Origin of the sequence: Streptomyces chromofuscus, assembly GCF_015160875.1 — a bacterium.
Taxonomy (GTDB): domain Bacteria; phylum Actinomycetota; class Actinomycetes; order Streptomycetales; family Streptomycetaceae; genus Streptomyces; species Streptomyces chromofuscus.
Window position 1 is genome coordinate 5056758 of record NZ_CP063374.1, and the last position, 14441, is coordinate 5071198.

9 protein-coding genes are annotated in these 14441 nt (G+C 72.2%); 5 read left to right on the forward strand and 4 right to left on the reverse strand.

All coding sequences use genetic code 11. The annotated features are described in order from the left end of the window. Window positions 1-109: 109 nt before the first annotated feature. Window positions 110-3310 (reverse strand): tetratricopeptide repeat protein, encoded by a 3201-nt coding sequence (locus IPT68_RS22920; RefSeq protein ID WP_189696250.1) that lies wholly within the window; start codon window positions 3308-3310, stop codon window positions 110-112. 821 nt (window positions 3311-4131) lie between these two features. On the opposite strand from IPT68_RS22920, the gene IPT68_RS22925 reads away from it, so the two are divergent. The 5 genes from IPT68_RS22925 to IPT68_RS22945 all read left to right on the forward strand — a co-directional run bounded on the left by IPT68_RS22925 (window position 4132) and on the right by IPT68_RS22945 (window position 12857). After that, complete coding sequence (locus IPT68_RS22925; protein ID WP_189696251.1) at window positions 4132-6162, forward strand: thioredoxin domain-containing protein; 2031 nt, start codon at window positions 4132-4134, stop codon at window positions 6160-6162. A 194-nt stretch (window positions 6163-6356) separates the two neighbouring features. Next, window positions 6357-7619, forward strand: a complete 1263-nt coding sequence (locus IPT68_RS22930; RefSeq protein ID WP_189696252.1) for a glycosyltransferase — start codon at window positions 6357-6359, stop codon at window positions 7617-7619. Beyond that, a complete protein-coding gene (locus IPT68_RS22935; protein ID WP_189696253.1) occupies window positions 7616-9265 on the forward strand; it encodes an ArnT family glycosyltransferase in 1650 nt (549 codons plus the stop codon). Before IPT68_RS22930 ends, IPT68_RS22935 begins: the two co-directional genes overlap by 4 nt. Next, window positions 9262-10455, forward strand: a complete 1194-nt coding sequence (locus tag IPT68_RS22940) for a glycosyltransferase (RefSeq protein WP_189696254.1) — start codon at window positions 9262-9264, stop codon at window positions 10453-10455. The genes IPT68_RS22935 and IPT68_RS22940 overlap by 4 nt, the downstream gene beginning before the upstream one ends. Next, a complete protein-coding gene (locus tag IPT68_RS22945) occupies window positions 10452-12857 on the forward strand; it encodes a galactose oxidase-like domain-containing protein (RefSeq protein ID WP_189696255.1) in 2406 nt (801 codons plus the stop codon). The genes IPT68_RS22940 and IPT68_RS22945 overlap by 4 nt, the downstream gene beginning before the upstream one ends. Here the strand turns inward: IPT68_RS22945 and IPT68_RS22950 are convergent. From IPT68_RS22950 to IPT68_RS22960, 3 genes are read right to left on the reverse strand one after another with little or no spacing between them, the layout of a single operon-like run. Then, the gene (locus tag IPT68_RS22950) at window positions 12844-13011 is read right to left on the reverse strand and encodes a hypothetical protein (protein WP_189696256.1); all 168 of its coding nucleotides are present in this window, start codon (window positions 13009-13011) and stop codon (window positions 12844-12846) included. The two genes, IPT68_RS22945 and IPT68_RS22950, sit on opposite strands and share 14 nt — an antisense overlap. 48 nt (window positions 13012-13059) lie before the next feature. After that, window positions 13060-13791, reverse strand: a complete 732-nt coding sequence (locus tag IPT68_RS22955; protein WP_189696257.1) for a Mut7-C RNAse domain-containing protein — start codon at window positions 13789-13791, stop codon at window positions 13060-13062. Between the two features lie 4 nt (window positions 13792-13795). Beyond that, window positions 13796-14416, reverse strand: a complete 621-nt coding sequence (locus IPT68_RS22960; RefSeq protein ID WP_444545027.1) for a TetR/AcrR family transcriptional regulator — start codon at window positions 14414-14416, stop codon at window positions 13796-13798. Window positions 14417-14441 lie beyond the last annotated feature (25 nt).

The window sequence follows — 14441 nt, forward strand, 5'->3', positions numbered from 1 at the left end:
GGGCGCCGCTGACCGGAGCGCGCGCCCGCCGGCGCGCGCGCCCGCCGGCCCGTCGTTGCCTCGTCCCCGGCCCGCCGACGCCTCGCCCCACCGCTGCCCGGCGCCGGCCTCAGGACGCCGTCGCCACCGCCACACCCATGACCTCCCGGGCGTGCCGGTCGGGCACCATGCCCAGGCGCCAGGCCTGCCAGCCCGCCTCCAGTTCCACGCCCCGTTCCAGCAGCAGCCGGTACGCCTCCACGTAGTCGTCCAGCTTCTCGTCGCGCGCCGGGTGCCCGGCGCGGGCCAGCTGTGCCAGCTCCTCCTGGGCCACCGCCGCACCGACCTCCACGCCGCCCGGAGCGGCGTACGGCAGCAGGGTGCAGCGCAGGAAGCGGGCCCAGTCCTCGCCGCGCCGGTCGCCGTAGGAGGCGAAGAGGCCGACCGCCTCGTCGCACAGGGCGAGCGCCGCCGCCGTGCGGGCGTTGCCCGCGTCGACGACCGCGAGTTCCAGGCAGGTCCAGGCCTCGCCGTGGGCGACGCCGATGCGGTGGAAGTCGGCGCGGGCGTCGACCAGCAGCTGGCGGGCGAAGCCGGAGTTGCGCAGGGAGCCCGTCCGGGCGGCGCGCTGGTCGCGCGTGGCGCGGGCCGAGTGGTGGCGGGCGCAGGCCAGGCCGTAGACGTCGCGTATCCGGGAGAACATCGCGCGGGAGCGTTCCAGCTCGCGGACCGCCCGGTCGAGGTCGCCCGTCTCCTCCAGCGCCTGCCCGAGGTAGTAGAGGGTCCAGGCCTCGCCGCGGGCGTCCTCGTTGTCGCGGTGCCGGACCGCCGCCTGGCGCAGTTCCTCCAGCGCGGGGACCGTGTCGCCCGCGACGAGCCGGGCCCGGGCCAGCTGGGTCTGGGCCCACGCCTGGCCGCGGGCGTCGCGCGTACGGCCGTACAGGTCCGAAGCCCTGCGCAGCTCGGTCTCGGCGCGCGGTACGTCGCCGAGACGCAGGTACAGCTGGCCGAGCTGGAAATGGGCCCAGGCCTCGCCGTGCAGGGACTCGCCGGCGCGGTGCAGTTCCAGGGAGCGGGTCAGCAGGTCCAGCGCCTCCGCGAGGTGGGCCCGGTCGCGTTCCACGGCCGCCAGCGCGTGCATCGTCCAGGCCCGGTCCGTGGCCAGCGACGGCGCGGCCTGCAGGTCGAGGGACTCCCGGAGCCGGGCCGCCGCCTCGGTGAGATTGCCCTGGTGGTGCAGGGTGATGCCGAGCGAGCACAGCGCGCGGGCCGCGCCCGCGTCGTGGTGCGCCTCCCGGTACAGGTCGACCACCGACGTCAGGGTCGTGCGCGCCTTGTCCAGCTCGCCCAGCTGACGGGCCGCGATGCCCGTGCGCCACTGGACCGAGCGGATCAGCAGGCCCTGGTCGACGGCCTGGGCGAGTTCGCTGATCTCGCCGAGGCGGTAGAGGTCTCCGCGCAGCAGGCAGTAGTCGCACAGCGCGCCCAGCAGGTTCAGCACCGCCCCCTGGTTCACGCCCTCGGCGTGCCGCAGGGCCGCCGTGATGAAGCTGGACTCGTCGTCCAGCCAGCGCAGCGCCTCGTCGAGCGAGGTGAACCCGTGCGGGCCGAAGCGGTCCGAGCGGGTCGACATGTTGCCGTCGACCAGGCGCAGCACCGAGTCCGCGAGGTCGGCGTAGTTGACGATCAGCCGCTCCTGCGCCGCCGCCCGCTCGCCCGGCTCCTCCTCGTCGACCAGCCGGGCGTGCGCGAAGACGCGGACGAGCTCGTGCAGCCGGTAGCGGTTGCCGCGGACCTGGTCGATCAGGCCCGCGCGGGACAGCGCGGCGAGATGCCGCGTCGCCCCGGCCTCGTCGGTGGCGAGCAGGGACGCCGCCGCCGCGACGCCGAGCGAGGCCCGCCCGGCCAGCGCGAGGCGCCGCAGCAGCCGGCGGGCCGGTTCCGCCTGGTCGGTGTAGCGCAGCCACAGGGCACGTTCGACGGGCTGCACGGGCCCGTACGCGCCCAGGTCCGACGCCAGCTGCCGGGGCGAGCGGGGGCCCAGGGAGGAGCCCGCGATGCGCAGCGCCAGCGGCAGGCCGCCGCACAGCCGGTGGATCCGGTCGGCGGACTCGGCGTCGTACGGCCCCGTCTCGCCCTGCGCCGCCGCGCCCGTCAGCTCCTCGGCGCCGACCGCGTCGAGCGGCTCGACGGGCAGCTGGTGCACCCACGCCGGCAGGTCGCCGGGCAGGTCGAGCGGTGTCCGGGCGGTGACGAGGACCAGGCTGTCGGACCGCTCCGGGAGCAGGGCGCGCACCTGATCGGGGTCCGAGGCGTCGTCGAGCACGACGGTGACGGGGACGCCGGTCAGATGCTGGTGGTACAGCTCGCTCAGCCGCTTGACCTGCTGGTCCGCCGACGAACGCTCCCGGAACAGCAGTTGCTCGCGGGGCGCGCCCAGCCGGTTCAGCAGATGCAGCAGCGCCTCACGGGTGGACAGCGGCGGCTCCTCCCGGCTGTCGCCGCGCAGGTCGACCACGCACGCGCCGCGGAACTGGTCCCTCAGGTCGTGGGTGGCGCGCACCGCGAGCGTGGTACGGCCGCTGCCGGGCGCCCCGTGCAGGACGACCACCGTCGGCCGGGTCTGTGTGCTGGCGCGCGCCGCCTGCACCCACTGCCGGATCCGCGCCATCTCCCGCCGACGGCCCGCGAACGGGCCGATCTTGTCGGGGAGTTGACCGAACGACTGCTCCAGGACACTGCGCCCGCGCGCGGCACCGCTCTTGTCGGCGCCCATCAGTTTGGGGCCGGGCTTCTTCGGCCCGGTCGACGCGGCCAGCACCCGTTGCTGGTCGAGGAACGGGCGGATACCGCGTACCTCCAGTGCCGTCAGCCACTGCAAGCGCAGCTGTTCCGGGCCGCCCGGCTGGCCCACCGCGCCGGCCCGGTGGTGCGCGGCCGGCAGATGGGAGCCGGCCACCTTCACCACGGTCGTGGCCGCGCCGACCACGCCGACGGTCACGCCCGCGCCGAGCGCGGTCGTCGTGCCCGTGCCGAGGGCCAGATCGGCCACCACCGCGGCCACGGCGGCCACACCCGCCACGACCAGTGGCGTCCCCGCGCCCTCACGGGCGTACCGCTGCCCGAACGTCAGCCGGCCGGCCTCCGCCTCGTCCAGGGCCCGGGTGTAGGCCTCGTACTCCTCGGCGGCGGACCGCGCCACGGCGTCCAGCTCGCCGCGCGCCCTCGCCAGGAGCACCTTGCCGTCGGTACGGCCGCCCGACCGCCGCACCTCCTCCTCCACCGCCCGCACCAACAGCCGCTCGGCCTCCGCCCGATGACCGTCCCGCATGTCCCGTCCCCCTCCGGCGACAACCGCATCGTCGCCTAAGAGTGTCGTTGCGCGAGCCCGCGATGGCGAGAGGGCGGCGATCACCGGACGGTGGAGATGTGGTGGCCACCGACGGGGCGGCCATGGACGTCTGCGGTGGGGCCGGGTGGCTTCTCTTCGGCGGGGAAGGTGGAGCCGGCGGCGGCGGCGAGGCGGGGTAAGACGGGGTCTGTGGCGGAGCGGCCGTCGCGGTGTCCGGCGAGGTGAGGTGGTGGTCTGGGGCGCGGCGAGGTGCGGCCTGGGGGCGGAGCGGCCGTCGTGGTGTCCGGTGAGGTGAGGCGGTGGTCTGGGGCGCGGCGAGGTGCGGTCTTCGGCGGCGGGAGGTGGGGTCCGCCGGCGGGGCGGCCGTCGTGGCTCGGTGAGGTGAGGCGGTGGTCTGTGGTGGCGGGAGACGGGGTCTGTGGCGGGTGGCCGTCGTGGTGTCCGGTGAGGTGAGGCGGTGGTCTGGGGCGCGGCGAGGTGCGGTCTTCGGCGGCGGGAGGTGGGGTCCGCCGGCGGAGCGGCCGTCATGGCTCGGTGAGGTGAGGCCGTGGTTTCTTCTTCGCCGGGGGCAAGGCGGCGTCTGCGGGGCGGCCGTGGTGCCTACCGGCGAGGCGGCCGGGGCTGCCGCGCGGCTGTGGCGACCGTCGCGGGCTCGGCGGGGGCCGGCCGGTGGTCTCCGGCGGGGCTGCCGTGGTGGTTTGTGGCCGCGCCCGGGATCGGGGCGGTCTCCGGTCCGGTCGCCCTCGTCCGCCCCGGCCGGTCGTTTCGGTGGTGCCCGCGCGGTCGGGCAGGATGGAGGTATGCCGAACCGACTGGCGCACGAGACGTCCCCGTACCTGCTGCAGCACGCCGACAACCCTGTCGACTGGTGGCCCTGGTCGCCGCAGGCGTTCGAGGAAGCGCGACGGCGTGACGTCCCGGTGCACCTGAGCGTCGGCTATTCGAGCTGTCACTGGTGCCATGTTCTTGCCAAGGAAAGCTTCGAGGACCAGGCCACCGCCGACCACCTCAACGAGCACTTCGTCAACATCAAGGTCGACCGCGAGGAGCGCCCCGACGTCGACGCCGTCTACATGGAGGCCGTGCAGGCGGCCACCGGGCAGGGCGGCTGGCCCATGACGGTGTTCCTCACGCCTCAGGCCGAGCCGTTCTACTTCGGCACCTACTTCCCGCCGGCCCCCCGGCACGGGATGCCCTCCTTCCGGCAGGTCCTGGAGGGCGTCAGCCACGCCTGGCAGGACCGCCGCGCGGAGGTCACCGACGTGGCCGGGAAGATCGCGCGGGACCTGGCGGGACGGGAGTTCGGCTTCGGCGGGTCCGAGGCGCCCGGCGAGCAGGAACTGGCGCAGGCGCTGCTCGGCCTGACCCGGGAGTACGACCCGCAGCGCGGCGGCTTCGGCGGGGCGCCGAAGTTCCCGCCGTCCATGGTCATGGAGTTCCTGCTGCGCCACCACGCCCGGACGGGCGCCGAGGGTGCGCTGCAGATGGCGCGGGACACGTGCGAGCGGATGGCCCGCGGCGGCATCTACGACCAGCTCGGCGGCGGATTCGCGCGGTATTCCGTCGACCGCGACTGGGTGGTGCCGCACTTCGAGAAGATGCTGTACGACAACGCCCTGCTCTGCCGGGTGTACGCGCACCTCTGGCGGGCCACGGGCTCCGAGCTCGCCCGGCGGGTCGCGCTGGAGACCGCCGACTTCATGGTCGCCGAACTCCGCACCGAGCAGGGCGGTTTCGCCTCCGCCCTCGACGCCGACAGCGACGACGGGACGGGCAGGCACGTCGAGGGGGCGTACTACGTCTGGACCCCTGCGCAGCTCCGTGACGTCCTCGGCGACGACGCCGAACTCGCCGCCCAGTACTTCGGCGTGACCGAGGAGGGCACCTTCGAGGAAGGCGCCTCCGTCCTGCAACTGCCGCAGACGGACGGCGTGTTCGACGCCGAGACGGTCGAGTCCGTCAAGCGGCGGCTGCGCGCGGCGCGTACCGGACGGCCCGCGCCGGGACGGGACGACAAGGTCGTGGCCGCCTGGAACGGTCTCGCGATCGCCGCCCTGGCCGAGACCGGCGCCTACTTCGACCGCCCGGACCTGGTGGAGGCCGCCCTCGCCGCCGCCGACCTGCTCGTCCGCGTCCACCTCGACGACCACGCCCGCCTGGCCCGGACCAGCAAGGACGGCCGGGTCGGCGCCAACGCCGGCGTCCTGGAGGACTACGCCGACGTCGCCGAGGGCTTCCTGGCGCTCGCGTCCGTGACCGGTGAGGGCACCTGGCTGGAATTCGCCGGGCTGTTGCTCGACCACGTCCTCGTGCGGTTCACGGACGAGGAGACGGGCGCCCTGTTCGACACGGCCGCCGACGCCGAGAAGCTGATCCGCCGCCCGCAGGACCCCACCGACAACGCCGCGCCGTCCGGCTGGAGCGCCGCCGCGGGCGCCCTGCTGAGCTATGCCGCCCAGACCGGCGCCGAGCCCCACCGCACCGCCGCCGAGCGGGCGTTGGGCGTGGTGAAGACGCTCGGGCCGCGCGTGCCGCGGTTCATCGGCTGGGGGCTCGCGGTCGCCGAGGCCCGGCTGGACGGTCCGCGCGAGGTCGCCGTCGTGGGTCCCGCACTCGATGACGCAGCGACAAGGAGCTTGCACCGCACGGCACTTCTGGGCACCGCCCCGGGCGCGGTGGTCGCGTACGGCGTCCCGGGCGCCGAGGAGTTCCCGCTCCTCGCCGACCGCCCGCTGACCGGCGGTGAACCGACGGCGTACGTCTGCCGTAACTTCACGTGTGACGTCCCGACGACCGACCCGGAGCGGCTGCGGGCGGCGCTGAACGCCTGATCGGACACCGAACGCGACTGCGCAATTGCGCACGTGTTCGGACACGTCCCCCTAGACGCCGGACCATTCCGAAACAAGCTATTTATCGGAACAGCTACCGCGCTTCACAGTTCCCCCCTACTCTCTCCACAGTGCCGAGGCGGACGCACAGCTCCGTCGCGGCTGGGGGGATTTCAAAGATCTGGGGGGATCTTTTGCTGACGTCTGTCTTCATAGCCGTCGTTTCGCTCGTCTTGTTCTGGATGGCGGCTTTCACCCTGTGGTGGCAGATGCACGCGTGGCGCACGCCCGAAGTGCTGGCCTCCACCCGCTTCAGCCGGCCGGACGGCGCGGAGCATCTGTCGTTCTCGCTGCTGCTTCCGGCGCGGCACGAGCAGGCGGTGCTGGACCACACCATCCAGCGGCTGCTGGAGTCCACGCACACCGACTTCGAGATCATCGTCATCGTCGGGCACGACGACCCGGAGACCACCGAGGTCGCCCGGCGGGCGGAGGCCCGCGACCCGCGCGTGCGGGTCGTCGTCGACACCCACAAGAAGAAGAACAAGCCGAAGGCGATGAACACGGCGCTGCCGCACTGCCGCGGCGACGTCGTCGGGGTCTTCGACGCCGAGGACCAGGTGCACCCCGAGCTGCTCGCGCACGTCGACCACGCCTTCCGCTCCACCGGCGCGGACGTCGTCCAGGGCGGGGTGCAGCTGATCAACTTCCACTCCAGCTGGTACAGCCTGCGCAACTGCCTGGAGTACTTCTTCTGGTTCCGCTCCCGGCTCCACCTGCACGCGCAGAAGGGCTTCATCCCGCTCGGCGGCAACACCGTGTTCGTCCGCACCGAGGTGCTGCGCGAGGCCGACGGCTGGGACCCCAACTGCCTCGCCGAGGACTGCGACCTGGGCGTGCGCCTGTCCAGCGTCGGCAAGAAGGTCGTCGTCGCCTACGACTCCGACATGGTCACCCGCGAGGAGACCCCGGGCAGCCTGATGTCCCTGCTGAAGCAGCGCACCCGCTGGAACCAGGGCTTCCTCCAGGTCTACCGCAAGCGTGACTGGAAGCAGCTGCCCGGCTTCCGTCAGCGGCTGCTCGCCCGCTACACCCTCATGACGCCGTACCTTCAGGCGATCTCCGGCGTCGTCATCCCGCTCAACGTGGCCATCGCGCTCTTCCTCGACGTACCGGTCGGCGTCGCCTTCATCACCTTCCTGCCGGCCGTGACCGCGCTCGTGACCTTCGTTTTCGAGGTCGTCGGGCTGCACGACTTCGGCAAGCAGTACGGGCTCCGGGTCCGCCTGGTGCACTACCTGAAGCTGATCATCGGCGGGCCCTTCTACCAGGTGCTGCTCGCCGGGGCCGCTGTCCGCGCAGTGTGGCGCGAGCAACGCGGCCGCAACGACTGGGAGTTGACCAGCCACGTCGGCGCACATCTCGCGCACGTGAACCGAGAGGACGTTCCTGCGTGACCTCCACACTTCCCGCGGCGACCGGAGTCAAGGTCCCCGCGCAGCGGACAGCTGCGCCCAGAACCGGTACGACAAACCGGACGACGCCGCCCAAGAGACTCCGTTCCTCCCGTCCCGACCTCATCCTGTGCGGCCTGCTGCTCGTGGCGATCCTCGTCGTGCAGGGCTGGAACATCGCCGACTACCCGACCCTCAGCGACGACGAGGGCACCTACCTCGCGCAGGCCTGGGCCGTGCAGGAGGGCCGGGGCCTCGCCCACTACACCTACTGGTACGACCACCCGCCGTTCGGCTGGATCCAGATCGCCGTGCTGACCTGGATCCCCGCGTACTTCGCGCCCGAGTCGATGACCGTCGGCTCGATGCGCGTCATGATGCTGCTGATCAGCGCGATCAGCGCCGTCCTCGTGTACGTCCTCGCGCGCCGGCTGTCGCTGCCGCGCTGGGCGGCCGGGCTCGCCATGGCGCTGTTCGGGCTCTCCCCGCTGTCGGTGGTCCTCCAGCGCGAGATCTTCCTGGACAACATCGCGGTGATGTGGACGCTGCTCGCGTTCACCCTCGCCGCCTCCCCGAGCCGTCACCTGTGGCACCACTTCGGGGCGGGCATGGCGGCCGCGGCCGCGGTGCTCACCAAGGAGACGATGCTGCTCGTGCTCCCGGCCGTGCTGGTGACCATGTGGCGGCACAGCCACCGCGACACCCGCAAGTTCGCCATCACCGGCGCGATCACCGCGTGTGCGCTGCTGGGCATCTCGTACCCCCTCTTCGCGCTGCTGAAGGGCGAGTTGCTGCCGGGCAGCGGGCACGTCTCGCTGTGGGACGGCATCGTCTACCAGATGAGCCGCCCCGGCTCCGGCTTCATCCTCGAACCCGGCACCGGCTCGTACGGCGTGCTCCAGTCCTGGCTGTACTACGACCGGGTGCTGCCCCTGGGCGGACTCGCCGGGGCGCTGCTGCTCGTCCTCACCTGGCGCTGGTCGGTGACCGCGCGGGCGCTCGCCGGGCCGGCGCTCGCCGTGGCGATCCTCGCCGGGATGGCGCTGCGGCCGGGCTATCTGCCCGCCATGTACATCATCCAGGCGCTGCCGTTCCTCGCCCTGGTGCTCGCCGGGGGCACGGCCTCCGTCGCCCACGCCGTGCTGCGGCGGCGGCGCCGGACGGGCGAGGGCAGATTCCTGACCGGCGGGCGGTACGCGCTCGCAGCGGTCCTGGCGCTCGCCGCGGGCGCGTACGTCGTACCGCGCTGGTACGACGGCGACCGCACCGCCATGACCGCCGACGCCAACGCCCCCTACCGGGCCGCCTCCACGTGGCTGGCCGCCGAGGTGGAGGACCCGGAGGACACCCGGGTCCTGGTCGACGACGCCCTGTGGCTGGACCTCGTGCACCAGGGCTTCGAGCCCGGGCTCGGCGTCATCTGGTTCTACAAGGCCGACCTCGACCCGGCCGTGACCAAGACCATGCCGAACGGCTGGCGTGACCTCGACTACGTGGTGGCGTCGCCGACGGTACGACGGGACGCGGTCGACCTGCCGAACGTCAAGGCCGCGATGGAGCACTCGACGCCGGTCGCCGTGTTCGGCGCCGGGGAGGACCGGATCGAGATCCGGCAGATTCAGAGCGCCGGGACAGGAGGCGGCCGATGAGCCAGGAGTCCGTGGTCCCCGGCGAGCTGGGCGATCCGGCGGCGTACGCCGCCGACGTGCCCGAGCCGGGCGCCGTCACCATCGTCGTACCGACCTTCAACGAGTCCGCCAACGTCCGGCAACTGCTGCACCAGATCACCGAGTCGGTGCCGTCCAGGCTGCCGTGCGAGGTCGTCTTCGTCGACGACTCCACCGACGACACCCCGGAGGTGATCCAGCAGGCCGCCCAGGACTGCCCCTTTCCGGTGACCGTTCTGCACCGCGAGGAGCCCGTCGGAGGGCTCGGCGGCGCGGTCGTCGAGGGCATGAAGGCGGCCGGGTCGGACTGGATCGTCGTCATGGACGGCGACTGCCAGCACCCGCCCTCGCTGGTGCCGGAGCTGGTCGCCACGGGGGAACGGGCGAACGCCGGGCTGGTCGTCGCGTCCCGCTACATCAAGGGCGGCAGCCGCGCCGGACTCGCCGGCAGCTACCGCGTCGCCGTCTCGCGCGGCGCGACCTGGCTGACCAAGTCGCTGTTCCCGCGCCAGCTGCACGGCATCAGCGACCCGATGAGCGGCTTCTTCGCCATCCGCCGCAGCGCGGTCACCGCCGAGATCCTCCAGCCGCTCGGCTACAAGATCCTCCTCGAACTCGCGGTGCGCAGCCGCCCCCGCGAGGTCACCGAAGTCCCGTTCGTCTTCCAGGACCGGTTCGCCGGTGAGTCCAAGTCGACCGCGCAGGAGGGCTTCCGATTCCTGCGCCACCTGGTCGGGCTGCGCACCGCCTCGCCGATGGCCCGCATGATCGTCTTCGGGCTGATCGGCGTGACCGGCTTCCTGCCCAACCTGCTCGGCCTGTGGGCCCTCACCGGCGTCGGCATGCACTACCTCCCCGCCGAGATCCTCGCCAACCAGCTCGGCGTCGCCTGGAACTTCCTGCTCATCGAGCGGCTGCTGTTCCGCGACCGGCGCCGGCACCGGGCCTGGTGGGACCGGCTCGGGCGGTTCGCGCTGCTCGCCAACGCCGACCTGCTGCTGCGCATCCCGCTGATCGCGCTGCTGGTCGGCGCGTTCGGGATGGCCGTGCTGCCCGCCACCGCGCTCGCGCTGGTGACGACGTTCGTCCTGCGCTTCCTCGGTACCGAAGCGCTGGTCTATCTGCCGCGCAGGCAACTGGGCGGCAGCCGCCATGCAAGGAGAGCCGCGTGAACAAGCACCGAAGAAGAACCGCACTCCTGGCCGTGGCAGGCCTCACCGGCGGCCTGCTTCTGACCGCACCCCAGCCCGCCTCCGCCGCCAACCTGATCAAGAACCCCGGCTTCGAGACGGCCGGCACCGCGGACATGCCGTACTGCTGGTCGAAGTCCGGCTGGGGCGACAACGACTTCACCTTCGAGACGGTCGCCGACGCCCACTCCGGCAGCAAGGCCATGAAGGTCACGCTCACCCGCCGCCTGGAGGGCGACCGCAAGGCCCTGATCACCGAGTCCAGCACCTGCGCCCCGGTCGTCACGCCGGGCAAGCAGTACGACCTGGGCCTCTGGTACAAGAGCACCACGCCGGACGCCAACATCACGCTGTTCCGGCACGACGCCACCGCCGGCTGGCAGTACTGGACGGACCTGAAGACGCTGCAGATGGCGGCCACCTGGACCGAGGCCACGGTGCGCACCCCCGAGGTCCCGGCCGGCACCGACCGGATCTCCTGGGGCGTGTCCGTCTACGGCACCGGCTCCGTCACCACGGACGACTACACGATGGAGCAGGTCGCCGACCCGGTTCCGCCGCCGCAGTGCACGGGCACGGCGCAGGAGTGCGCGAACGGCAGGTGGGACGTGCTGCCCGCGCAGAACCCGGTGCGCTCGATGCACTCCGTGGTGCTGCACAACGGCAAGGTGCTGCTGATCGCGGGTTCCGGCAACGACACCGCGATGTTCGAGGCGGGCACGTTCACCTCCGCGGTCTACGATCCGCAGAACGGCAGCTACAAGGTCATCCCCACGCCGGACGACATGTTCTGCGCCGGTCATGTGCAGCTGTCCGACGGGCGGGTGCTGATCATGAGCGGCAACAAGGGCTACCCGTCGGCCGACGGCACGATCGGCTACCAGGGGTACAAGGACTCGTACGTCTTCGACCCGGCGACCGAGACGTACATCAAGACCAACGACATGAACGACGGGCACTGGTACCCGTCGGCGACCATCCTCGGCAACGGTGACGTGATCTCCTTCGGCGGGCTGAAGGAGGACTCCACCGGTTCGGTGACCGCCGAGCTGTGGTCCGAGGACGAGCAGCAGTGGCAGCCGCTGTGGAAGGTCAACCAGACCTGGTCCTACTGGGGTCTGTACCCGTCGATGATCCTGATGCAGGACGGCCGCCTCTTCTACTCCGGCAGCCATGTCTTCGGCAACAACATCCCCGGCACCGGCTCGGCGATCTACGACTACGGCGCCAACACCGTCACCCAGGTGCCGGGCCTGCAGAACAAGGACGAGCGGGACCAGTCGGCGAGCGTGCTGCTGCCCCCGGCGCAGGACCAGAAGGTCCTCACCCTCGGCGGCGGCAACATCGAGTCCAACCCGCAGGCGAACCGCCTCACCGACGTCATCGACCTGAAGCAGCCCAACCCGTCGTACGTCGCCGGACCGCCGATCCCGCAGGGCACCGTCGACCTCGGCAACGGGCCCGTCCCGCAGACCGGCAACCAGGGCAAGATGTACGTCTCCGCCGTGCTGCTGCCCGACGGGAAGGTTTTGGAGACGGGCGGCGCGCTGCACAACCGCGCCAACCCGGTCTTCGAGTCGTCGATCTACGACCCGGCCACCAACACGTTCGACCCGGTGGCCGCCGACCCCGAGGCCCGCGGCTACCACTCCTCGGCGTTCCTGCTGCCCGACGGCCGCGTGATGACCACCGGCGACAACCCGGGCAACGGCACCTGGAACCACAACGTGTCCATCTACACGCCGCCCTATCTGCTCAAGGGCCCGCGTCCGACGATCACTTCGGTGATCGACACCGAGTGGAACTACGGCGACACCCAGCGCATCACGGTGGACCGGCCGATCGTGAAGGCCGAGCTGATCCGCCCGGCCGCGGTGACGCACTCCTCCGACCCGAACCAGCGGTTCGTGGACCTGCCGCTGAGCGTGGACGGCAACAACATCGACCTCAACGTCACGAGCAACCCCAACCTGGCCCCGCCCGGCTGGTACATGCTCTTCGCGGTCGACGCGGGCGGCGTGCCGTCGGTGGCCAAGTGGGTGCACCTGTCGGGCCCGCAGGCCCTGAGGGCCACCGACGCCTCCGCGCACGTCCACTCCTTCGCCGACGACCTGACCGGCAAGGTCACGGGGCCCGGCAAGAAGCGGTCGTCGCAGAAGGTGCCCACCACGATCTCCGGCTGCGACCGCCACTACGGCTCCGCCAACGTCTGTGTGCCGACGGCCTTCCCGAAGGAGGTCAAGAAGACGACGGTGGCTCGCTGCACCTGGCTGAAGCAGCACGACTACGGCCGGCTGAAGGTCAACGGCAAGGACGACCCGCTCCGCCTCGACCCCGACAAGGACGGCGTGGCCTGCGGAAAGGGGGACCTCAGGCGCCGCTGAGGATCAGCCCTGACACCATGAGCTGAGCACCCCACTGCAGCAGCACGGCCCCGAGCCTGGCGTACTGCCACCTGGCTCGGGGCCATGCCCGTGCCAGGACGCCCAGCGCCAGAGCGGCGGCGGACCGACCGGTGAGCAGACGTGGACTGTTCACGCCGCCGTCGCATCACCGCCGCCCACCGCCGGTGATCGGGCGACGTACTCAGTCGGCCTGCGTCCGCATGCTCAGCGCCTGTTCCACGATCGCCTCCAGCTGGTCGTGGTGCGCGCCCTTCCAGTACGCCCGCCGGCACTCGCGGCACTGTGCGAAGACGTCGTACGACCGCTGTGTCCCGCCCTTCAGCTGCTCCGCCACCTCCTCCTTGGTGGCCTCCCTCAGCAGGCCGTTGCAGGCGGTGCACCGGGTCCAGGGGCGCAGGTCGGGGGAGAACCGGTCGAGGACGTCGCGGAGTTGGTCGTCGGGGCGGGTGCTGTAGACGTACGCGCCGGCCCACAGTTCGCGGCGGCGAAGCAGCCCCCGGTCGCGGCTGAGCATGACGCGCCGCTCGGCGGCCGAGCGGGCCGCCAGCGCGGGGTCGCCGATGTCCAGGGACTCGTAGGCCGTGTCCACGCCGAGCAGCCGCAGTCGGCGGGCGAGGGTGCCGAGGTGGACGTCGAGGAGGAAGCGCAGCGGGGCGCCGGGGACGCGTTGCGGGCGCCGGACCGCGTGGACGGTGACGGTCTCGCCGTCCTTCGGGACGTGGCCCGGCGGCACCTCGCGGCCGTCCACGACGAGCGCGCCGACCTCGGTGAGCGGGACGCCGAGCGACTCGACGACGTGGCCGAGCGTCGAGACGCCGTCCGTGCCGAGCGCGGTGGCGCCGCGCCGCCGGCCGTGCGGGACGAACAGGTGCAGGTCGGTGGCGAACTGGACGTGGATCTCGGGTCGATTCACGGGATCAGGATGACAGGCCGTGCTCGTAGACGGTCAGGGCCCGGTCGACGAGGTCCGCGAGGTCCTCCCGGAAGTCGGTGCGCGCCCAGTACTGGGGCACCTCCATCAGCCCGCCGATCAGGGACATCGTGAGGACCCGCACCTCCAGGCCCTGCGGGTCCCGGCCGGTGCGCTCGCCGATGGCCTCGGCCAGCGACTGCCCGGCCTCCGACATGCTCTCCATCATCCGGGACCGCACCGCCGGGACGTCCGCCATCAGCCGGCACCGCAGCCGGGTCACTTCGAGTGCCTCTCCGACGCCGAGGCCGACGGCCTTGTGCATGATCTGCCGCAGCGACTCCGGCCAGGGCTCGTCCGCCGGTCGGGCCCGGAACTCCTCGAGCAGCGGCGGGGCGCACTCGTCCGTGAGGACGATGTCCTCCTTGGTGGGGAAGTAGCGGAAGACGGTCGACGGCGACACCTCGGCGCGGTCGGCGATCTGCTCGATCGTCGTGGCGTCGTACCCCTGCTCCTCGATCAGGTCGTACGTCGCCGAGCGGATCGCCTCCCGCGTCCTGATCTTCTTCCGCTCCCGAAGCCCCGGCCGGGGGCGGTCGGCGGGAGCGGTGGAACGTGCCGCCGTCATGGTCGTCATTGTCGTGCATCGGCCA

What these genes read in the sequence shown, in the direction of transcription:
- IPT68_RS22920 (WP_189696250.1), bottom strand. Translation starts at nt 3,310, where the DNA reads ATGCGGGACGGTCATCGGGCGGAGGCCGAGCGGCTGTTGGTGCGGGCG.
- IPT68_RS22925 (WP_189696251.1), top strand. Translation starts at nt 4,132, where the DNA reads ATGCCGAACCGACTGGCGCACGAGACGTCCCCGTACCTGCTGCAGCAC.
- IPT68_RS22940 (WP_189696254.1), top strand. Translation starts at nt 9,262, where the DNA reads ATGAGCCAGGAGTCCGTGGTCCCCGGCGAGCTGGGCGATCCGGCGGCG.
- IPT68_RS22960 (WP_444545027.1), bottom strand. Translation starts at nt 14,416, where the DNA reads ATGACGGCGGCACGTTCCACCGCTCCCGCCGACCGCCCCCGGCCGGGG.